Source organism: Terribacillus aidingensis (genome assembly GCF_900215625.1).
Taxonomy (GTDB): domain Bacteria; phylum Bacillota; class Bacilli; order Bacillales; family Amphibacillaceae; genus Terribacillus; species Terribacillus aidingensis.
Genome location: NZ_OBEK01000004.1, coordinates 235371 through 256040 on the forward strand (window position 1 = coordinate 235371; position 20670 = coordinate 256040).

A 20670-nucleotide genomic window follows, 5' to 3' on the forward strand; every position below is an offset into this window, starting at 1 on the left:
TATATTAACGTTTACGAACCTACAATAGTTTAGAGAGCCCGTTATATTAGGACCTCACCAATGTCACTCCATTTTGTAATTGGACTAAACTGTTCTATAGCATCGTTTTTAAACTGTTCAATAGCTTCACTCTTAAAATTTTCAGTTATAAGGTCTTCACTATTCTCTAAATAATTATCAACTCGAGGCCTTAATTCTAGCATGATGTCATTAAATTCCTCTATATAATCTTGGTAATAATTATAAAAATTCGTCAAGAAATCCTTTTGGAACTTATCTGTTAATATACCTTTGCTTTCATGGCCTGTAAATGGATCCATAATCTTGGGTACATACACAATGTTCCACGGAGCTGTAAATGCAAAGGGATTCTTAGTCTTTCCGAATATGTGTGATACCTGATAATTCCTTAATCTTTTATATTTTGTCGTTGCCTTTTCTTGTCTAGAATAGCCAGTCAACCTTCTAATTAGTTTTGTTGGCTCGGCGTTATTCGTAGCATCTTTAAAGAAGTTATCGTGACCAAACAATTCTTTATATAAATTGATATATAATTCTGTTCCTTTAGCATTTCTTCCATATCCCCTAATAAATACCTTCTGTCTCCCCTCATATATATTACTTCTTAATTGTGCCCATTCCTCTTTCACTATTGAATCATTAACATATATAGTCTCATCGATTCCAAATCTAATAAGCTCGTCCTCATCAATGTTAAATCTGTCCATAAAAAGCTTGTAACCATCTTTCATAATTCACATCACCTATATTAAAAAGTTATTATAACTACCCCATTATAGCATTAGGAAATAAATGAGATACTCAAAATTCATCCGAGTTACATAATATCCATTTTTACGTTTCGTAATCCTCAAAGATACTCATAAATGCATCACAAGTTTCTAGAAGTAAAACTCGTACAATTATGAGACCACAAACTGGTCGCTGGTATTTAGCAATAGATGAGTTACTTTTGATGGATTCACATCTAGGCATAGTTTCGTGTTACTAGCACAGCATACGGATGGGAGTTATATCAATCGAGAGTGATTACAACCGAAGATAAAGTCATAACTTTGGTTGGTGTAGGTATAATTGCACTAGCTGCTGTAGGGTTTGCACCTGAAGCTACTGCCGTATCTGCAGGTGGGTATGTACTAAGATGGCTTTCAGCATTTCTGGGTATTGATGACAATCATGGGGATAATCAAGTCTAATTGATACGCTGACTATAACTGAATGAACTCCAAGGATAACTAACAGCCAAATGCTGATATTGTATCGGTGATTGGCTGTTTAGTGTTGTTTGCATACAAATATGGTTATGCAAATGAATGAAGTCTCCCATCGAATGAAACAACCACTTTCATAATTTAATAAGGAAGTCTAGTCTACTCTAAGTTCTGTCGATAAAGTACATATCTGCTACTAGCTTATAAAGGTACTGATCAATTCGATATTCTGTTAATTTACTAATGTTATAATGAGATATCTCCAACTGAGTAATTAAACACAATTTTTAAAAGAATGATGGAAAAGCTTTTCAAGTAAACTGAATCATATGTTAAATTTATAATGGAATGAAAGGAGTACATAAGATTGAGAATTGACTATGAATTAGACTCAAATGATTATAAACAGTTACTTTTATATAATATAAACACTTCTGATAAGGTACAAAGTGCTTTCCGTAAGCGTAAATACATAGGTATAGCTGTCATACTTACACTATATCTATGTATTTATCTGAATGACCCGAGTTGGCTCGTCATCCTTATAGGTGGAATAATTTTGATAATTCATTTAATCCTTAGTAGAAGGATTCTTGAATATACTTCTATCTCTAGAGATATGAAAGATAGTAATCTTGCAAGATTTACAGGCCGCTATACTGCAGTGATATCTAATGAGGAATTAGTTATTATTAAACGAGATAACAATGAAAGAATTGAATTCAAGTGGTCTAAGATCACTAGTAGGGGAGAAGATGATTGGTACTTTTACTTGGAGCAAGGTCATCTTATTACACTACTCCCCAAGTACCACATGTCTAATGACGCTACAGACTTAATCTTGAATAAAACTACTTTAATCAATAATTGATCTAACACACTAGTGTTAAAAATCGTGGATTAAACTGCATCTTGTGAATGTAAAGGAACAGCTTCTTCTTTTCCTGTATTTAAGAATATCTCTTCTAGTGATGGTTCATATACTTGAATTCGATATACGTCTATATCCAAGCTAGTAAATAGACGATTCACTGAGGGAATCTTCTTCTCTTCAGTTACAACTAAACGTACATGTTCTTCTCCCCATTCTACATTTGATGCGAGGGAATCGAGTTTATGCTTTAATTGCTCTTTGTGTTGGGAAGGTATGGGACCATGTTTTACAGTAACAGTAAGATTTTTTTGGAATTCTTTCTTTAATAAATCAATACTTCCTTGGAGCTTTATGATACCTTTATCCATTATGGATATCTCATCACATAACTTCTCTACCTTGTCTAAGTTATGTGATGTTAAGAATACCGTAGTACCGTCACCTGAAATATCTTTAATAAGTGAATGTATAGTTAGAACAGAATTAGCATCAACCCCGGATGTTGGTTCATCCAAGAAGATAATATCGGGATTATTCAATAAAGTCTGTGCTTTTTCTTCATACCAAAAGAGAACTTTTTAACCTTTAGGTTAATGTCGTTTTCTAATCCAACCCTTTGAAGCAGCTCGATATAATCCTCTTTCTTCATTTTCAATCCCAGAATCTTACTGAAATACTTTAGATGTTCCAATGCAGATAAATCATCATAAAAGGATGAATAATCGGGCATTACTCCAACCTTAGTTTGAGCTTTTCTTTTCGAATCTGTGTCTTTTAAGTTTAATTTGAAGGATCCCGAACTAGGAATTGCTAAACCCGTTACCATGTTAATCAAAGTTGATTTACCAGCACCATTTTTCCCTAGAAAACCAAAAATCGATCCCTTTTTGACTTTCAGATTAACTTGGTTCACGACTGTTTTTTCACCATACTTTTTTGTAAGGCTATTAGTTTCTATAGCGTACATTATAGATCCCTCTTTCTAATTGTAATTAGGCTTATAACTAAGAAGATAATAGGGTAAATCAACACTATGTAGATGTACAAATCATTGTCGTGACTAAAGAAATAGTATGGAGTAATGTAGCTATAAATCTTAAGGAATATATTTTCAGATGCTATACTCCAAAGGCCTACTATAGGTACGATTACCGCAATAGCCATTCCTAGAAAACCAGTTACTCCGGGTTTAGGGATAAGGGTAGATAACAGTAGGGACAATCCTACAAAATAAGATACAAAAACTATTCCTTCCATCAATTCTGATACGTGAAAGGCTTTAGAGAAGGGGGTAATCAATAATAAGGCGATGAATAAGCAAACAATCCAGAAAAACAAATTCCCCAGAAACTTTCCAAATACAATGTTTTCTCTAGAGGTTTTGGTCGCTATAAATCTAATGGTTCTGGATTTAACTTCTTCATTTATCGTACTATGCGTTAGAGTGGATACAAATAAGGGGCTAGCAATGAGAATTAAGATTAATAAGCCTGTTGCATATGCGCTGTCACCCAAGCCGAATTCTTGAAGTTGACTTTGGAATGAACTAACAAGTTTAGCTGCTCCAAGGGTGACACCGAAGATGACACCTATAATAATCAATGAACGGAACTTTTGAACAAGCTTTTAAACTCTCTAAAACAAACAGCGAACATAGTTAGTTTCCTCCTTCAATCACTTTTTTAATTAGAATACCAAGTCGGTTCTCACAAGGGCATGGTACCAAATTATTCAAGTTACTTCCATAGTTTTTTGAATAAAATTAAACCCTTATTAAATAAAGTTAAAAAAATTATTCAAAAAGGGTTTAATTTTATTTAATTAGTGTTACCCTTATGACTAAGGGGGGGAAAGAGATGAACAAGAAGGATATTCCTTCATGGATCTTATCGTTGGATTCCGAAGACCTTGAGTTTATACGTAAGTTCATCCTTAATTCTGGTTCATTAAAGGATTTAGCTAAAGCGTATGAAGTATCTTATCCAACTGTACGTTTGAGATTGAATCGACTTATACAAAAGATAGAATTAGTGGAAGACAGTGAATCAGAACAGTTAGTTGGTTTTATAAAGAAATTAGCAATAGAAGAACGTATAACACTTGAAGATGCTCGACAAATTATCGAAAAATACAATAACGAAAAGGAAGGGATTTAAATGCCTGAGTTATCCGTATTCTTAATAATCTTTGTTATGTCAGCGATTCAATATTTTATGGCAACTAGAAGCAGCTTTATTTTTGGTTTTATCATACCTATAGTATTTATTGCTGTGATGTCTTGGATGTTTACCACAAACAGAATTGAAAGTGTCACTATGTTTGTTGTACTTCTCATTATTGGCTTAATTCTATTGATAGAAGAGTGGGTAAGAGGTAGAAAATCTCTTAAAAAACGACGTCAAAAGGAAATGGATATCATGAAAACAAAAGACCTTTAAACGTCATATTATATGTTTGGAAGAATATACATGGTGGTACAGTTATAGTATAATATATACACCCATGCTACAGTTTTCATTCTTCTATACAATATATTCTCTAAAGCGAAAGCTATTGAGACAAATCTTATTTTGGTCGTGGGGACCTTAATAAGCTAAGTATGGAAGGGTAATAAACAGCGCCCACTGTTTATTACAAAAAAGACAGGGATAGAGGTTACGACTCTATCCCTGTTTTTTTATAAGTATTAGTTAATGATAGAATCAATTTTATCGCTAATCCACTCGAAAGTTGCACCATTTTTGATCCAGTTCCAAACTGTACCGATATTTCTAGATGCCCAGCTATATGCTGCCCCTGATAGTCTTGCGATTAGCGCCCATGCTGCTGCCATAATTTTCATTCTCCTTTTAATTAAGTATTTTGCAAGCTTGCACAATCAATATAAAACAGCAAAATACATTATACAACCACTTTTTCCAGAAAAATCTAAATTATTAAGTACGGTTCTATACCAAAGGACAATGTAAATATAGAAGAGAATGAACAAGGAGTAATTACAAAAGAGCATCCATTAAGGAAAACCATCTATCGTATCTCTAATAAAGAGATTGTTATTGGATCCGTTACATCCTTAAAGCTTATTTTGTTCTTCACGTTACTTTATTCAGTCTATGGAAATGTAGAGAGGTTTTTTTCCGTCGAACTAAATGTGGAACGTGTAGTAAGCTACTTTACAAGTAGCTGGTGGCTTACCTCTTTAGGGATAGTAACGTTGATTGTCATATCTACAGCGTACGGTGTCCTAAAGACTTACCTTAGGTATGGGGACTTTTCTGAAGCTTCTGATCAACATAGAATCTACATCAATAAGGGGAGAGTTAATACAACAGACTTTTCCATTCCAAAAAACAAAATACAAGCTGTTAGTATCAAGTACTCTCTATTATATAAACTTACTGGTCTAGTTAAGGTACGATTAATCAGTACTAATGATAGGGATAATCAAGAGGTCCAGACCTCCAACGTTTTGTTTCCTTTTATTAATGAAAAGAAAGCAAGGTCTCTTATCGGAGGAATGTTGCCAGAATTTCGAGTGCATGAATCTATAACTACAGTTCCCAAAAAGTCGATAATTCCAAAGCTTATGCGAACTTGTTGCTTATGGTTAGCTGCAATAGCAACAGTATATCTCTACTTGCCTTCCTTTTGGTACATAGCCTTTGTATTAGTATCCTATACCTTGATTAGTCAAATACGAAGTGGGTTATACAGTGGATATTCCTTTGAAGGAGATAGTATTCAATTAAAGAAGTGTAGATTATCGAGCAGTGTTATTATCACCTCCAGATCTAGATTGGAGGAGTTAAGATTTTCACAGACAATAATGCAAAGGATGTTTGGTTTATCTTCTTTTGCTATGGTATCGCGCTCCAATCCTGCGAAGACAACAAGAATGTGGGACGTTCCTCTTAAAGTATCTATGGAGTTATACAGTATGTTTAAAGAGGATGCTGTTAGAAAAGGGAAGCTGTCTGCATGACATAAAATTCAGATTCCAAGGTGTCAGGGAGTGATCGAAATATCTATATATAAAGAAGTAGCAGAAGATATAAAAAGGAAGATCATTAGTGGAAAGTATGACCCTGGTCAACAACTACAAAGTATCTTATCTCTAGCAGAACTCTACAATGTAAATAAGAACACTGTACAAATGGCTCTTGCTGCTCTTAGAGAAGAAGAACTAGTAATCACAATCCGAGGAAAAGAAACTTTGTAACCGGTAGTATAGAGAAAATAGCTCTAGTTAAAGAGTGTGAGAAAAGAAGAAGATATGAAGAGTTCCTTAGGGCAATGGGCACGCTAGGTTACAATGAAAAATCAATACAAGCTGAAGTAGAGATACATCTAAGAAGACATGGTTAAGTTTGTAGAAGACAATTTAAATTAATAGCACATATAAACATAAACGTTTACGTTTGACTTTCAAATTAGTCATGTTCTCGACCGAGACTTTTAGATAGAGAGAATGCAATTCTATAAAGAACAAAAAGTAGATGAATACTATAGTGACACTGTAGTTAATTATGGTGTAATGTTAATATATGTAATAAATAAGGAGGTTTCATATGTCATCAGATTTACTTCACTTACATGTTTATGCTCAACATTCTAACCATCAGGAATCCTTTATTGTTGGTAACAAAGAAGCTCTACTAGAGCTTAGAAATTTAATTGATAAAGCTCTTATGCAAGGAACTGCTGCTAGTGGAAAATTCTTCTCTTCAGATGATGAAGGATATGAAGTGTATGTAGGAATGGTAAATGACCAAGATGTGTTTAATTCCTTAGAAATGCCTTACACAGAACAATTCGGGGACAAAAATGATCATAGTATGTTTCTCAATCTGAAAAATGATCCAAACGCACCTTATGATGTCGTAACAATATTTGAAAACACAAAAAGAGAGGAGGAGTGACTTGCACTCCCCTCTCTTTCATTTTTAATACAGTGTTGTTTGACTTGTTGGTTTATGTTTAGAAGGTACCAGCGCTCTTAATGAATAATGATGCTTCATTTTAGTAGCAGTATTACCAATGTGATAATGCCAGTACCAACTTGAGGATCCAGGTTTCAAAGGAATTGTTCCATTATCAACTCTGAATATAATTTGCTTTGTTGGTTTGTATTGAATTTTAAGTAATGAGGTGATTTTTCCATTTTTATTTTTCGCATTCCATATCAAAGTGTAATTCTTTCCAACCTTCTTAAGCTTATTTTTAAGGTATTTTGACGCTACTTTTGTTCCATGCTTTGCAGCTGCTTGGATAGCAAATCTACCAGCTGCCGCAGCTATCGGAATAAGAATTGGAGCTATCATAGGCTTCATCATTCCTGCTTCTTGTTCAGCCTCATATTCTGCAAATTCTTTATTGTATTCCTCTTCTAAACTTAAAAACTCTGAGCTAAGATAGATATCTTCATATGCCTTCTCAAATTCTTCCTCACTCATATTCTCAAAATCTTGTTCAGTATACTCAAATTCGTCGAGGTAATGATTTATTTCCTCTTCTAATTCAATGATTTCTGTCGGCAGTTCCTCGTCAACTAACTCACTATCCTCATTAAGATACGTAGATTCATCCTGTATGTATTCGGGTTCGCTTGATACATTATCACTTGATGAAGCGCTTGCAAAACCTGGTAGAACTGCACTTAATAGAAGTAAAAGGCTAAGAAATAATGGTACCACTTTTAAATAAGATCGCACTGATATAACACTCTCCTTTTGATATACATTCAATTGTAATAATATCGCATTTAATCTATTTAATTACATATCATTTAAAAACTTTACATATAAACTTTCTATCTAATAAGTATACGGTCTATGAATCTAACACTTATTAAAATAATGTCCTTTTAAGCAATTTTAGGTAAGGAACCCCTCCATTCATTTTATTACTAGCCCACCTTTGTGGTTCGGTTGGCAATTTTGTCGAGGCAGTTTCCAAGTTGATGATGGCCAACAAGTAGAAGAAATAAATCTTTAAATGCACTGAGTCATTATAGAGAGAGAGCACCCAACAGGTCTGGGTTCCTTTGAACAAGAAAACAATTATTACAATCCTTTAGAGAAGAATAATGAGGACTTAAGTGAAGAAGAAATTATTAATGAAATGGCAGAGCAATTTGAGTTCTTATATGAAGAAGCTGCAATTCTAGATGAAAATGGAGACATAATAGGTGTTGATATGAATAAAGTCAATGCAGAATATGGATATGATCCGCTAACAAGTTCGCTCGCCTGCTAACTCTTTTACAACGTGTATTGTCAACTCTACAGGATCTGTAATAGGCCTAGATGTTGTAAAACGAGCATATAACAAAGACGTAAAAAAAGCGTTAAAATCAAAAGCTTATAAAAAAGCTTCTTCAATTTTCTATGAAAATGTGAAAAAGGCTTTAGGTAAAAAGGCTACCAAACTATTAATTAAAAAAATGGCAGGAATTGCTTTACCTGGAGGACTTCCGGCTAAATTTGCTTTCATGTTTGCAAAATGTGGAGCAAAAGAATTATTCTAAGGGACTAATACATATAAAAGGAGATCATCATGTTTAAATCTTTTAAAACCTTTATATTTACCTTTGTTGTAGCTCCTTCTATTTTAGGACTTGGAGTAGCACTTGCTTTAGATGTATTTCCTTTCTCATGGAGTCTAATTACACAAAAGAACGTAGGCTTAGCATTTAAAGATTTTGGACTGAGTTTTCTTATAGGTTATGTAGCATACCTAATCTATATTATTTTCAAAGCGATAGAACATAAATTTAAAAGCAACAAAGATCAAAGACATTAAAGAACATGAAGGTTCATACAAATAAAAAAGGTGCATGTAAACACGAGACTTTAACAAAACCCATGTAAGTTATAATATACTTTTGCAGAAAGCATATTTGGTACCGGTAAAAGTTACGATTCTTAACTACCGGGCAATTAATTGAGTAACTATCCTTAAAAACTTATCTAATTGCGTCTGAGAGCTCCCTAGCAACATCCAAAATTTCACTTTTAGATTATGTCGACTCCATTATCGTAGAATTCTTCCAAGCATGTCCGACATGATTCCTTCTTGCTGCATGTCGTTCTAGATATATAAAGGTGGTCTCGATTTTCTTATGTCCTAGTGCCTGCATTATCCTAAAGACATCTTCACCTTGTTCTGCACTTATGATTGCAAACCCATGCCTCAATGTATGAGCTCTCACGGTCTGTTCCTTGTACTTCAGAAAAGGCAGATTTGTACGGTCAATTGCCTTTCCTATATAGTTAGAAAGATATTTATATGTGTATGGCTTTCCATTAGCTGTAGTTAGAAGAGGACTATCATCTGAAGGACTTAGTAAAGTATCCATTCCTCTTCTTTGCCGAAATCTTGTTATTGTATCGAATACATTCGGATGAATTAGTAGGTCTCTTTTTTCTCCCCCTTTTCCTATGACATTTAACCAATACACACCTTCATCATAACTAAGATCCTTTACCTTAGCCTGGCATAATTCTCTTACCCTGGCCCCCGTGGTCAATAATATAGAGAATATACAATGAAGTATCGGATGCTCCTTATAATAGGAAAGAAGTTGAAGTGCTTCTGTAGAATTTAGGTCTCTATTAGGTCTGTCTTTGTGATTTACACTAGCTGACTTAAAATAAGTGTGTATTGGATCCTTCACATAATACGATGTAACATTAATGCTTCTGGTTTTACTTTATCACCTTACTGCAGATCTGTAGGATAGACCTTAGGAGAGAACACCTCAGCCCTAGATTCAATCCAATCTGCTCTATACAGTTTGTGAGCAGCTTCCCTTCTTATAAATTCACCATCATCTCCCACAACATCATCATCATCAGATCCAAATTGAAAAAGAACAAATTTCATGTGATGCAGGTTTAAAGAGTGTTTTTAAGTATCATTTTTGTTTAATCAGCAGGGAGTTATGATAATAGAATATAAATGTTTATATTTTTACATATAAAAGAATCAGGTAAAGATACCTGATTCTTTCAATATTGTTTATAATACAATATTTATGTTTTTTAGTTGTCTCCTCAAAGCTTCCGGTTTCACTTTTCCGTCACTTTGAAATTCTTCGGGATAATCAGAAGGATCAAATACCCTAGCACCGTCTTTAAGCCATTTTGTTCTGTACAGCTTAAGAGTATCTTCTCTCTTCATAAATTCTCCATTATCTAATTCAACATCGTCATCCACACCAAATTGAAACTGACAGCATAAACAAATCTCATATGATGCCTCATCAAATTCATTATAAGCAGGCTCGAGCAAGCTTTCAAATCCACATACTGGACAAATATAATTCAAAAAATTCACCTCTTTATTGTTTCTTAAAGTACTGATATCCCGCTGATTTATTAGGATGTTTTGGTTTGAAAAGAGTTTTTATAGTATCGTTTTTATTTAATATAAGCAACTCATTAGTATTTTTATTGTATTTAAGTATATCTCCATTGGAACGTTTTTTGGTAAGTATGTGTTTTCCGGTTGTTCCTGCAAGAGATTGCGCTCGAGTTAGATACCTATTTTTTGTATAACCCGGGAATTCTTTTTTATGATCTCTCCAATGACGATCAAACGTCTTGCTATTAGCGAATTTCACCTTCTTTAAACTACTAGCACTTGCTTTCTTACCATATTGCTTTGTAGCTTTAGAAACAGCTGATTTTCCATATTTCTTAATAGCATATTTGACCCCAAACCGGGCTGCGTGAATAGCAATTATTACCAAAGGTATCCAAGACGCTTGCAATTCTTCGGTATTAACTTCATATTCTTCACCTGTTGTAGTATCAAAAAGAGAAGCTTTAAAATCTTCTCCATTTATATCATGGATAACAACTTCATATTCCTGACTTTGGATTTCACCATTTTCATCTTCCGATTCAACATTTAATAGCATTCCGCCTTCATCTAAATCTAGCTCTAATTCACTTTGTACATCTAAGTTCTCGCTATTTATAGTTGTATCTATGTATGCCGTATCGTTTTCTTCATTGCTCTGAATCTCAACAGATGTATCCTCAAGTTCCAAAGTTTCGCCTTCAACTTGATTACTAGGTTCTTCTGAAGTAGTCAGTTCTTTACTATTTTGACTACTTAGTGCCGATGCGTAACTCGGAGCTAAGCTAGAAAATATAAAGATTGCTAAGATTACTACAATAAACTGTTTCATATAATTTTCCCCTTTACTTATCATATCTAATTAAACCTAATCCATAGCTGTTCTCTGCTTTTTTTTCGCCTAAGGGAATTGCATTCTTTGTTAAATATTGTTTTACCTCTTCCGGGCGCTCAAATTGTTCCCTTGTCATAAGATTTGCCACAATACCGGTAGCTAATGCTGTCGCTAGTGATGTACCACTTGCAACATCCTTGGTACCATCAGGCTTAAACACTGCAAGATTCACACCTGGACTCACAAAATCCACCTTACCTTTCGATGTTAAATTGTCCCTTTTCATGTCCTTGTTTATAGACGAGATTGATATAACGTCTTTATATGCAGCTGGATAATCTGTAGATAGCCCTATATTGTTGCCAGCTGAAGAGATGATAGTAATATTATTCTCGATAGCTAAATCGATAGCCGATTTTAGTTTAGGATTATCTTTCTGAAAACCAAAGCTCATATTTATAATGTCTGCATCTTGTTTAATGCTCCACTCAATTCCTTTGACAATATCTTCAACTTTACCACCCCCTTTATCGTTTAAGACTTTTACATTTAACAACTTTATATTTACTCCTTTATCTCTATTTAGGTAGTAAGGGTAGGATATTAGACCTGCTATAGCTGTACCATGGCCAAAATCATCAATATCAGGGTTTTCTCCGTCGATTGCGCTATATGATTCTACATTCATATCCTTAAATACACTCAAATCTGTATTAACACCACTATCTAGAACGGCTACTTTAATAGGTTCCTTCAATGAATACATCTTATTTTCTTCTTCTGGATACAAAAGACATAGTGCCCAGTTTTCCCCACAATCGCTGAACTTCCATGAATAGGTTTTTACTTCTCCTTTTTGACAACCACTACAAAATACCAATAATAGAATGATTACTAAGTTTGTTTTATGTTTCATTTATTTATCCCATCTGTATAGTTTATAAATTATATATTGCAAAATTGTTATGAAACCGGTAAATATGTGTAATGACCACATACAAATCTACTATTCTAGTATGTCTTTTGTGTGTCTTTAGTCCCCGTTAATAGAAAAAAACTAATGGAAAGGGATAGATTGAATTAGTCATTATTTGCTTAAAAACCTATAGTAAATATTTGTCTATAGAAGGTGACTACAATCCACAAAGTTCTAGAAGGGGGAAGAGGTAAAACAACAACAACCGCTGAGGATATAAAAAGAATTTTTAAGTAGGACATACAACGGAGAATAAGAAGTTGATATAATGCGTTAACAACGCAAATAATAAGATTGTTATCGATACGTTCCTCGACGATAATAAATAAAATACCAAGCGCTAGATAGTAAACAACAAATAGACCTTTTACGGGTTTATTCAAGTAGCGGGTGAACAGAATGACCGCTAAAAACAAGATAATTAGTATAGCAAACAGGATGTATTCTCGCATGACTCTATTCTTCCTTTCTAGGAATAAAACTTTTGGCTATGAAGATAGGTGGAATCGTATGAGATTAGATGAGATGAATCAGTATGTGAGACAAATGATGTAAAAGAAAAATCCCCGCTGCCTAATCATTTCCCGTTCACGCTGCCGATAATCCAAAAACTAGGAAAACTCTCGTTTCATCCCAATGTAACTTATATTGTTGGAGAAAATGGGGTGGGAAAATCTACGCTGCTTGAAGCGCTGGCTGTTGCGCTTGGATTTAACCTAGAAGGCGGGTCAAAGAACTTCTCGTTTTCGAGTTATGCCTCGCATTCTAATTTGCATGAATTTATGCAGGTTGTCCGCGGTAGTAACCGACCTCGTGATGGTTACTTTTTCCGAGCAGAGACGTTTTATAACGTGGCAACACAAATTGAAAAGCTTGATCAAGAGCCCGGAAGCTCTCGGAGAATAATTGATTCTTATGGGGGGAAGTCTCTTCATGAGCAATCACATGGGGAGGCATTTTTTGCTGCTTTCATGGAACGTTTTAGCGGAAACGGTCTTTACATACTGGATGAACCGGAAGCAGCATTATCGCCCATCCGCCAATTGTCCATGCTTGCCCGAATAGATGAGCTGGTAGAACAAGGTTCACAATTCATTATCTCAACACATGCTCCGCTTTTAATGGCTTATCCGGACGCAAAAATTTTTGAGCTGGATGCAGAAGGAATTGCAGACACACGGCTGGAAAACACGCAGCATTATCGAATTATGAAGCAGTTTTTTGAGGATAGAGGCAGCCTTTTACATCATCTATTTCAAAAATGAAAAACAGTAGAAGATATCGAAGGGGTAAAAATATGAAAATTACAAAAGCAGCTTTGCAAGACGTAAAACAAACAGCAGCATTATTTGACCAGTACCGCCAGTTCTATAAACAAGCATCTGACCTTAACGGGGCAGAGGCTTACTTAACAGAAAGAATGGAAAAACAGGAATCTGTTATATTCCTAGCAAAAGATGAAGAAAGATACGTTGGTTTTGTTCAGCTTTATCCTACATATTCTTCGATTGGTATGAAGCGGGCTTGGATCTTAAACGATTTATTTGTAGCCGAAAGCAGCAGGAAAAAAGGCGTGGGAGAGAAACTGCTTGATGCAGCTATGGCTTTGGCAATGGAAACGGGTGCTGCTAGCATCGCGCTGAGTACAGCTCCAGATAATGAAAAAGCACAACGACTATACGAGCGAAAAGGATATGTGCGTGATCAGCAATTTTATCATTATGAGCTGAACTTATAAGAGGAGGAAGCAGATGCTAATTGATGTATTGCAGCACGTCCCGTTTGAAGGGCTGGCCGCTATAGAAGATTGGGGACAAGATCGGGGACATCATTTTCGTATCCATCATTTGTACGAGGAGGCGGTACTTCCAGCTGCAATAGACGTAACCATGCTCATTATCTTAGGCGGACCGATGAGCGCAAATGATACCGAGCATTGGTTAGAAGCGGAACGTGATCTGATTCGAGAGCTAATCTCAAAACAGCAGCCGATTTTTGGTATCTGTCTAGGAGCCCAGCAAATAGCCAAAGCAATAGGAGCAGACATTTTTCAGGGAGAATATAAGGAAGTAGGATGGCATCCAATTCAGACTTTCACCCAGCATTTTTCTTCTTTCCTGCCTGATCAGATGACGGCTTTTCATTGGCATGGAGAGCAATTTTCCTTACCAGACGGAGCAATTAGACTTTTTGGTAATACAGCATGTGAGAATCAAGGTTTTATCTATAAAGATTTTGTAATAGGGTTGCAATTCCACTTGGAAATGACAGAGGAAAGCATAATCAAGTTAATCACGCATGATCAAAACAATATTGATCATGGCAAATATGTTCAAAGTGGGAAGACTATGCTGTCTGCCCATATCCCGACAATTAATAAAAAGGTGCTTTACCAGCTGTTGGATTCCCTCGTACAACAGCAAGAAAGGAAGTAAAAGCAGATGGAATGCAGCTGTGGAAAAACAACAAATCTATTAATAGAAGCGGATTTTGGAGATGCAGTTTGGTGTGCAGTATGTAAAGTGAACTTAGATGTGGATGAGTTGCCGGTATCTGGAGACTTAAAGCAACAGTTAGAAGATTGGACTAGAGATTTTGGTAAGTGGATTGACTGGGATAGTGATTTACTCAAAAATGACGCAGATAAAACAGAAGGAGTTTTTAACCAGAAAGGGGAAGTGCTAGTTGCCAAATTGCGAGAAGCGTTACCTTCGTTTACGATAACCTATCAGCCATCAAATCTATGTTTATTGTATGGAACTGCCGGGCGGTAAGGCTGGCAGCTTTTAATTTAGAATAATAAGGAAGGGGAATTCACCATGGCAATTCGGTGTCATTTTGGGCTGTCAGTAGTGAGGATTGAAATAAGTATGCCATTGTTGGGATTCCATACAGGCTATAGTATACTGTAGGAAATAGTTTCCACCATACATAGTCAAGGGGGAGTAAATTTGTCTGAACAAGAGATACAGTACACGGCAAAGGATTTAGCTGCTTCATTAGAGGTGACAACTTCGACATTACGGCGATGGGCAATTGCACTGGAAAGCGCTCATTACCCGTTCAAACGGAATAGCAAAGGGCAGCGGATTTATACAGAGAAAGATCTTACGACGTTAGATGAATTAAAGAGATTACTAGCAGAGAAGCGAACTTTTGCAGACGCAATTCAGCAGCTGACTGGTTATGACAAATTGACAGAACAACCTGCCAAGGAATTGGAAGATCCGGTATTGGCGTCAAATGAATCGGAGAAGGTTGATTCTCAAGTATTAAACGCAGATGAATTAGAGAAGATTGTCTCTCATGCAGTAAAAAAAGCAGTAAAGAAAGAGAGGGAAAAGCTGTTCAAACAGCTGAAGAAACAAATGAAAAAAGAGATGGAGAAGCTTAAGAAGAAAAAGGCTTAAGCGGATCACTCTTGTGATCTCTTTTCTTACCTTAAAGAAGATACGCCTCAATCTAAATGATACAAAAGTCAGAATTATAAGTCTAGTGTTTTTTTAATTTGATACTAAAATAAAAGTGTATTCGATTTTAGATGAGGAGGCATTATATGAAACAGAATATTTATGATAATGCGGTCTTTTTTGAGAGTTATAAAGAATTGCGCGAGAATCCAGTTAACTACAATGAACTCATGGAACAGCCGCAAATGAAAAGCATGCTGCCAGATTTGAAAGAAAAGCATGTATTGGATATTGGCTGCGGAATGGGTGATCTGGCTATGTATTGTATGGAAAATGGGGCAGCGAGCGTAACCGCAATTGACCCGTCTTCAAACATGCTGCAGGAAGCGAAAAAGAGAAATGCGCATCCAGCGATTGATTATGTGCAGACATCATTGGAGGATGCAGTGTTTGCGAAAGCGCATTACGATATTGCAGTAAGTTCCCTCGTCATGCATTATGTAGCCAACTACGATAAAGTTATTCACTCGATTCATTCAGCCTTAAAAGATGATGGCATTCTATTATTCTCATCAGAACATCCAATTGTAACAGCCCGAAAAACAGGGAAGAAGTGGATTGAGGATGAAGAAGGGAACAGGCTTCACTTCGCGGTAGATAATTATCAAGAAGAAGGCAGACGTGAGGCAGCTTGGTTTGTAGATGGTGTTGTTTATTACCATCGATCCTTTGCTGCGTTATGCAATGGATTGCTGCATAATGGTTTCAGCCTGCTTGAAGTCAACGAACCAATTCCAGATGACCATGCCATTGCGCAGTTGCCGCCAATTGCACATGAACTGCGCCGGCCTTCCTTTATTATTCTAAAAGCGAAAAAGTCAGCTCGTCTTTACTAGACGAGCTCCATTTCTATCCATCCTCGTACACTGTTAATCAGCCAAATACGAGAAGCAGTTTGCAGGGTTTTTTTTGTCAAAACAACTTCTTCGATTTTACCGTTTTCAAGCAATTCTTCCCGTAATGTGCCTGGCAAAAGACCACTAGCAACAGGTGGTGTAAGCAATCTGCCATCCTGTTCGATGACAAGGTTGCCAATGGTGAATTCAGTCAGTTCGCCAGCTTCATTCCAAAGCAGCGTATCAAACAGTTGGGACTGGTCTTGTTTGTGCATGGCATACATATCCCGGTAAGTCGTTTTATGATAATAAAATCGATTGTTCCGATCAATTGGGGTGGCTGCTAGCTTAAATGGTTGCTTAGTATTTATCGGTTCTGGCATTCCACTATACGTAAGTTTCAATTTTCCGGTTTGATCCGCTAATAGGCGAATTCGATGGGACTCACCAGGGTGCTTTAACTGGTGCTGCTGCAAATGCTGCCGAACGTCCGCTTCTTGCAGCTGTATGCTGAAATAATCAGCAGACTGAAGAAACCGCTGGATATGTTTTGCTAGTAAAGTGTAATTGCCGTCTTCGTATTTAATTGTTTCTAAAAGATCGAATGCAGGAAGCTTTTCCTGCAGTACGGAGGATTTCGCAAGTGCCTCCTCATATTCTCCATTGCTAGTCGAGTCCCATGTGATGCCTCCGCCAACACTGTAAGTCGCTTGTTTCTGTTTCTGATTAATGATGGCTGTACGAATTGGTACGTTAAAGACTGCTTCTCCACCGGGTGTCATATAACCAATTGCACCGCAATATACTTCACGAGGTTCCTGTTCAAGATCGGTTATGACTTTCATCGTACTTGCTTTCGGTGCACCAGTAATTGAGCCGCAAGGGAAAAGGGAGCGCATAATATCGGTAATGGTTATTCCCGGGGCTGTGTCTGCTGTTACCGTTGATGTCATCTGGTAAACAGTTGGATATTTCTCAATGGTAAACAGAGCCGGAACTTGTACAGTGCCCAGCTTGGCAACCCGGCTGATATCATTACGCAATAAATCTACAATCATGACATTCTCTGCACGATCCTTTACCGATTGTATGAGCGTTTCCCGATTCTTGAGATCTTCAGCATATGTAAGGCCGCGTTTGATTGTTCCTTTCATCGGCTTTGTGTGTATTTGTTTACCGTCCCAACGGAAAAATAATTCCGGAGAAGCAGAGAGGATGGCATGATTTTCCCACGCCAGGTAGGCAGTGTAATCAGCCCGCTGCGCCCGCTGCATTTGGCGGAATAAAGCTGCAGGATCGCCGGTAAACGGTGTTCGCAAACGCATCGTATAATTTGTTTGATACGTATTGCCTGCGGCGATTTCTTCCTTAATAGTTTGAATAGCTTTTTCGTATGCTGCCTTTTCAATTGCTGGCTGCCAGTTTAACTTTTCTGGTGCAGAATCTAGTGGTTCTGGCTGCGCAGCGATAAAATGCTTATAAATGCCAAATTGTAATAGAGGAAGCTGGGAGCCAGGGGTTGTCATATAACTGGAATCAAAAGCTCCAGCTGCTTCATAAGAAAGAAACCCTGCTGCGTAATATCCGCGGTCCGTATATGCTTGCACCTGCTCTAAGCAGGGAATAACTTCGTCAATTGTATGGGCTGTTAACAACGTATGCTGCTCTGTGAATTGCCGATGCTGGGTCTGACCAGCTGCATCAGCAAAATTAAAATAAGCGTACATAAGCATCTCCTTTCTTGCTGTATTAGTATCTCATATGAGGAACTCTAGTAAACTCATTTTTAACGAAAAAATGCGATGAATAAGGCGCTCATTCCTAGCAGTGCTGATAAAAGGAGTGATTAATCTGCTTCGGAAAGCTATCAAAGAATTAAGAACGTCTGATCAAATACTTCAAGCATACCCAATAATGAACCAATTACGAACGCACTTGGATAGAGATACTTACCTTGAGTTAGTGGCGGAGGCGCAAGAAAAAGAGCGATATAAACTATTTGCCTTGTATGACGATGGCGAGATTGCTGCGGTAGTGGGCTTTAAGCCAATGATCACCTTGTATTATGGCCGGTTTGTGTGGGTGTGTGATTTCGTTACCGACAACCAAAAGCGTTCGAAAGGTTATGGAGAAAAATTGCTTACCTTTGTTCAAGAATGGGCGGCACAAAACCAGTATAATAGCGTTTCGCTGTCATCGGGTTTGCAACGTGAGGGAGCACATCGCTTTTATGAAGAGAAGATGGGCTACGATAAAGTGAGTTATGTGTTTAAAAGAAATGTATAGTTAGGAGATTCGTATACCTCTCATGCATGTATATCATATCATGGAAAATAGTCATGCAATAATTGGAACTTTTTCCATTATTCCTCCGTATGAAAAAGTATAACCTTTTAGGAGGAGTTACACGTGCGGACAATTCACGTATTAAAAGAAGTAGGTTTTTGGGTATTTTCATGTATTTATCTGGTTGGTATTCGGTTGAATTTAGATGGATATGTATTGTGGATCTCTGATTTGCTCATCTGTACAGCAATCGTACTTTCTTTGACGATGTATGTACTTCGCCTTAGTGGTAAGAGCGAGTATTAGCTAATTGCCATTTCACCGCATAGAGGCGGGCGTGATGCCGCATAACCTAGGGTCCATTAAAGTGCTGCTAAAAGCAGGCTTTCATAAAGAAGGAATTGACAAGTAGAATGTTAAAATTAATGGAAAGTGGCAGGATCATCAAACTCTTGCTATGATTAACCCTCGAGACCTCATGTGAAGGAGAGGGTATAGGTGAATAAAGGTTTTATGATAACCGCTGTTCTGTTGGAGATCATCGGTATTCTCTTAATTCTATTTTGGGAAATTAATGATAAGGTTGCTGTTATAACGGGAATAGCTATTATCATAATCGGTGTTGTCTTATTCCAGGTTGGATACTGGCGTACGGTGAGGGCGCGTGAAAGAAGAAAGACTAGAAGATAATAAAACCAGCTGATGGGAGGAATACCAATCAGCTGGTTTTTTGTATGCTCTATTAAGAGCTGTCTGCTAGTTAATGAACGAAATATAAAGCTATTCTGTTCATTTGTGAACCTTTATTCCTATTGTTATTAGAACAGCCCCATTCCTTTTTTACCAATATTCCTTTACAAATACGTGGTAATGTCGATATATAGTAATAGAGTTAAAAACTATGAACAGGAGAATGATTCCATGAGCATACAATTACAAGAACAGGCGGAGCAGACATTGCACCCGATGTTGGACGCTTTTGTGAAAGTGGGCCCTTTTTTACAGGACCTGATAAATGAAGATGTCACCATTGGTATTTATAATACAGAGAAACTAATCATCAATTTTCCAGCTAAGACATTTTCATTGAATGTGACACCTGGTGATCCTTTAGTAGATGGTGACATCGTAGCAGCAGCAATTCGTCAGAATAAGAATCAATCTGCTGTCGTGCCAGAAGAGCTTTTCGGTGTGAGTATTATTGCACGTGCCATTCCGCTTCATGATGAGGCAGGTAATGTTATCGGCGGTGTCGGTGTTGGTTTAAGTATTGAGAGTGCCAATCAGTTGTCTTCTATTGCTACGAACTTATCGGGCGTAATCGGTGATGTAACTGCTACTATTCAAGACATGGCGAAGTCTATTTCCGGTTTGGCAGAAGGTATGACATATATATCCCGTAAAGCTTCCGAAGTAACTGATAGTGTCGACACAATTGAAGAAGTGTCCAACGTGGTTAAAGGCATTGCTGATCAGAGCAACTTGCTCGGCTTGAATGCTGCTATTGAGTCAGCGCGCGCGGGTGAGCATGGCCGAGGCTTCAGTGTGGTTGCAGATGAGATCCGTAAGATGGCGGCTGGGTCCAAGGACCAAGTAACAGAAATTCACCAAATTACGGAACAAATCAAATCGCATATTGCTAAGCTGAGCAATTCCATCCAAGAAGCAAATGCAGAATCTGATACACAATCTGCTGCGATTGAAGAACTGACAGCTACGATGGAAGAAATCAATGGCAATGTACACACGCTTGCACAACTAGCAAAAGATAACGTTTCAATCAAAGACTAATAGAGG

29 protein-coding genes and 1 pseudogene are annotated in these 20670 nt (G+C 36.9%); 19 read left to right on the forward strand and 11 right to left on the reverse strand.

Annotated features, from left to right (window positions below):
* Positions 1 to 41: 41 nt before the first annotated feature.
* Positions 42 to 752: a hypothetical protein gene (locus CRO17_RS13715; protein WP_097043057.1), complete on the reverse strand. Its 711-nt coding sequence runs from the start codon at positions 750 to 752 to the stop codon at positions 42 to 44.
* 294 nt (positions 753 to 1046) lie between these two features.
* On the opposite strand from CRO17_RS13715, the gene CRO17_RS17620 reads away from it, so the two are divergent.
* Positions 1047 to 1217, forward strand: coding sequence for a hypothetical protein (locus tag CRO17_RS17620; protein ID WP_179637072.1), 171 nt, complete (start codon positions 1047 to 1049; stop codon positions 1215 to 1217).
* A gap of 915 nt (positions 1218 to 2132) precedes the next feature.
* Here the strand turns inward: CRO17_RS17620 and CRO17_RS17965 are convergent.
* From CRO17_RS17965 to CRO17_RS13730, 3 genes are all read right to left on the reverse strand, one after another.
* Positions 2133 to 2474, reverse strand: a complete 342-nt coding sequence (locus CRO17_RS17965; RefSeq protein ID WP_342748986.1) for an ATP-binding protein DrrA1-3 family domain-containing protein — start codon at positions 2472 to 2474, stop codon at positions 2133 to 2135.
* 167 nt (positions 2475 to 2641) lie between these two features.
* Positions 2642 to 3073, reverse strand: coding sequence for an ATP-binding cassette domain-containing protein (locus tag CRO17_RS17970; protein ID WP_342748987.1), 432 nt, complete (start codon positions 3071 to 3073; stop codon positions 2642 to 2644).
* Positions 3073 to 3708: a hypothetical protein gene (locus CRO17_RS13730; RefSeq protein WP_245864800.1), complete on the reverse strand. Its 636-nt coding sequence runs from the start codon at positions 3706 to 3708 to the stop codon at positions 3073 to 3075. Before CRO17_RS13730 ends, CRO17_RS17970 begins: the two co-directional genes overlap by 1 nt.
* Before the next feature lie 254 nt (positions 3709 to 3962).
* Between CRO17_RS13730 and CRO17_RS13735 the strand changes: the two genes are divergently transcribed.
* Positions 3963 to 4262 carry a DUF2089 family protein gene (locus CRO17_RS13735; protein ID WP_041592289.1) on the forward strand — a complete coding sequence of 100 codons (300 nt, stop codon included), beginning with the start codon at positions 3963 to 3965 and terminating at the stop codon, positions 4260 to 4262.
* Complete coding sequence (locus CRO17_RS13740; protein WP_097043059.1) at positions 4263 to 4544, forward strand: hypothetical protein; 282 nt, start codon at positions 4263 to 4265, stop codon at positions 4542 to 4544. It abuts the gene before it with no gap.
* 248 nt (positions 4545 to 4792) lie between these two features.
* On the opposite strand, the gene CRO17_RS13745 is transcribed toward CRO17_RS13740, so the two are convergent.
* Positions 4793 to 4939: an aureocin A53 family class IId bacteriocin gene (locus CRO17_RS13745; protein ID WP_097043060.1), complete on the reverse strand. Its 147-nt coding sequence runs from the start codon at positions 4937 to 4939 to the stop codon at positions 4793 to 4795.
* Positions 4940 to 5257: 318 nt separating this feature from the next.
* Between CRO17_RS13745 and CRO17_RS18070 the strand changes: the two genes are divergently transcribed.
* From CRO17_RS18070 to CRO17_RS13760, 3 genes are all read left to right on the forward strand, one after another.
* Positions 5258 to 6088, forward strand: coding sequence for a PH domain-containing protein (locus tag CRO17_RS18070; protein ID WP_425444456.1), 831 nt, complete (start codon positions 5258 to 5260; stop codon positions 6086 to 6088).
* 30 nt (positions 6089 to 6118) lie between these two features.
* Positions 6119 to 6325 (forward strand): winged helix-turn-helix domain-containing protein, encoded by a 207-nt coding sequence (locus tag CRO17_RS13755; protein ID WP_179637076.1) that lies wholly within the window; start codon positions 6119 to 6121, stop codon positions 6323 to 6325.
* A 349-nt stretch (positions 6326 to 6674) separates the two neighbouring features.
* A complete protein-coding gene (locus tag CRO17_RS13760) occupies positions 6675 to 7025 on the forward strand; it encodes a hypothetical protein (RefSeq protein ID WP_097043063.1) in 351 nt (116 codons plus the stop codon).
* Between the two features lie 24 nt (positions 7026 to 7049).
* On the opposite strand, the gene CRO17_RS13765 is transcribed toward CRO17_RS13760, so the two are convergent.
* The gene (locus tag CRO17_RS13765; protein WP_097043064.1) at positions 7050 to 7817 is read right to left on the reverse strand and encodes a hypothetical protein; all 768 of its coding nucleotides are present in this window, start codon (positions 7815 to 7817) and stop codon (positions 7050 to 7052) included.
* A 409-nt stretch (positions 7818 to 8226) separates the two neighbouring features.
* Here CRO17_RS13765 and CRO17_RS17925 point away from each other — a divergent pair, with 409 nt between their 5' ends.
* Positions 8227 to 8361 (forward strand): hypothetical protein, encoded by a 135-nt coding sequence (locus CRO17_RS17925; protein WP_281253833.1) that lies wholly within the window; start codon positions 8227 to 8229, stop codon positions 8359 to 8361.
* Positions 8362 to 8661: 300 nt separating this feature from the next.
* Positions 8662 to 8907, forward strand: a complete 246-nt coding sequence (locus tag CRO17_RS13770) for a hypothetical protein (RefSeq protein WP_097043065.1) — start codon at positions 8662 to 8664, stop codon at positions 8905 to 8907.
* A 217-nt stretch (positions 8908 to 9124) separates the two neighbouring features.
* Here CRO17_RS13770 and CRO17_RS18075 read toward each other — a convergent pair whose 3' ends face one another.
* The 4 genes from CRO17_RS18075 to CRO17_RS13790 form a co-directional block, all read right to left on the reverse strand.
* Positions 9125 to 9781 (reverse strand): tyrosine-type recombinase/integrase, encoded by a 657-nt coding sequence (locus tag CRO17_RS18075; protein ID WP_179637078.1) that lies wholly within the window; start codon positions 9779 to 9781, stop codon positions 9125 to 9127.
* A gap of 344 nt (positions 9782 to 10125) precedes the next feature.
* Positions 10126 to 10434 (reverse strand): hypothetical protein, encoded by a 309-nt coding sequence (locus CRO17_RS13780; RefSeq protein ID WP_218839530.1) that lies wholly within the window; start codon positions 10432 to 10434, stop codon positions 10126 to 10128.
* A gap of 13 nt (positions 10435 to 10447) precedes the next feature.
* Positions 10448 to 11302 (reverse strand): SAR2788 family putative toxin, encoded by an 855-nt coding sequence (locus CRO17_RS13785; RefSeq protein WP_097043068.1) that lies wholly within the window; start codon positions 11300 to 11302, stop codon positions 10448 to 10450.
* Between the two features lie 13 nt (positions 11303 to 11315).
* Entirely contained in the window at positions 11316 to 12221 is a 906-nt protein-coding gene (locus tag CRO17_RS13790) for a S8 family serine peptidase (protein ID WP_097043069.1), read from the reverse strand.
* A gap of 629 nt (positions 12222 to 12850) precedes the next feature.
* On the opposite strand from CRO17_RS13790, the gene CRO17_RS13800 reads away from it, so the two are divergent.
* From CRO17_RS13800 to CRO17_RS13825, 6 genes are all read left to right on the forward strand, one after another.
* A complete protein-coding gene (locus CRO17_RS13800; protein WP_097043071.1) occupies positions 12851 to 13546 on the forward strand; it encodes an AAA family ATPase in 696 nt (231 codons plus the stop codon).
* A 32-nt stretch (positions 13547 to 13578) separates the two neighbouring features.
* The gene (locus CRO17_RS13805) at positions 13579 to 14019 is read left to right on the forward strand and encodes a GNAT family N-acetyltransferase (RefSeq protein WP_097043072.1); all 441 of its coding nucleotides are present in this window, start codon (positions 13579 to 13581) and stop codon (positions 14017 to 14019) included.
* A 13-nt stretch (positions 14020 to 14032) separates the two neighbouring features.
* On the forward strand, positions 14033 to 14716 hold the full coding sequence (locus tag CRO17_RS13810) for a type 1 glutamine amidotransferase (protein WP_097043073.1): 684 nt from the start codon (positions 14033 to 14035) through the stop codon (positions 14714 to 14716).
* 6 nt (positions 14717 to 14722) lie between these two features.
* Positions 14723 to 15055: a hypothetical protein gene (locus CRO17_RS13815; RefSeq protein ID WP_097043074.1), complete on the forward strand. Its 333-nt coding sequence runs from the start codon at positions 14723 to 14725 to the stop codon at positions 15053 to 15055.
* Positions 15056 to 15232: 177 nt separating this feature from the next.
* Positions 15233 to 15691, forward strand: a complete 459-nt coding sequence (locus CRO17_RS13820) for a helix-turn-helix domain-containing protein (RefSeq protein WP_179637080.1) — start codon at positions 15233 to 15235, stop codon at positions 15689 to 15691.
* A gap of 146 nt (positions 15692 to 15837) precedes the next feature.
* Complete coding sequence (locus CRO17_RS13825) at positions 15838 to 16587, forward strand: class I SAM-dependent methyltransferase (RefSeq protein WP_097043076.1); 750 nt, start codon at positions 15838 to 15840, stop codon at positions 16585 to 16587.
* On the opposite strand, the gene pabB is transcribed toward CRO17_RS13825, so the two are convergent.
* Entirely contained in the window at positions 16584 to 18314 is a 1731-nt protein-coding gene (gene pabB, locus CRO17_RS13830) for an aminodeoxychorismate synthase component I (protein ID WP_179637082.1), read from the reverse strand. The genes CRO17_RS13825 and pabB overlap by 4 nt on opposite strands.
* Positions 18315 to 18501: 187 nt before the next feature.
* Between pabB and CRO17_RS13835 the strand changes: the two genes are divergently transcribed.
* From CRO17_RS13835 to CRO17_RS13850, 5 genes and pseudogenes are all read left to right on the forward strand, one after another.
* On the forward strand, positions 18502 to 18873 hold the full coding sequence (locus CRO17_RS13835) for a GNAT family N-acetyltransferase (RefSeq protein WP_097043178.1): 372 nt from the start codon (positions 18502 to 18504) through the stop codon (positions 18871 to 18873).
* A gap of 123 nt (positions 18874 to 18996) precedes the next feature.
* Positions 18997 to 19179 (forward strand): hypothetical protein, encoded by a 183-nt coding sequence (locus CRO17_RS13840; RefSeq protein ID WP_097043078.1) that lies wholly within the window; start codon positions 18997 to 18999, stop codon positions 19177 to 19179.
* Between the two features lie 4 nt (positions 19180 to 19183).
* Positions 19184 to 19357 (forward strand): annotated as a pseudogene (locus CRO17_RS17375) (GNAT family N-acetyltransferase); the annotation flags it as partial.
* A 14-nt stretch (positions 19358 to 19371) separates the two neighbouring features.
* The gene (locus CRO17_RS13845) at positions 19372 to 19563 is read left to right on the forward strand and encodes a hypothetical protein (RefSeq protein WP_097043079.1); all 192 of its coding nucleotides are present in this window, start codon (positions 19372 to 19374) and stop codon (positions 19561 to 19563) included.
* Positions 19564 to 19794: 231 nt separating this feature from the next.
* Positions 19795 to 20664 (forward strand): methyl-accepting chemotaxis protein, encoded by an 870-nt coding sequence (locus tag CRO17_RS13850; RefSeq protein ID WP_097043080.1) that lies wholly within the window; start codon positions 19795 to 19797, stop codon positions 20662 to 20664.
* Positions 20665 to 20670 lie beyond the last annotated feature (6 nt).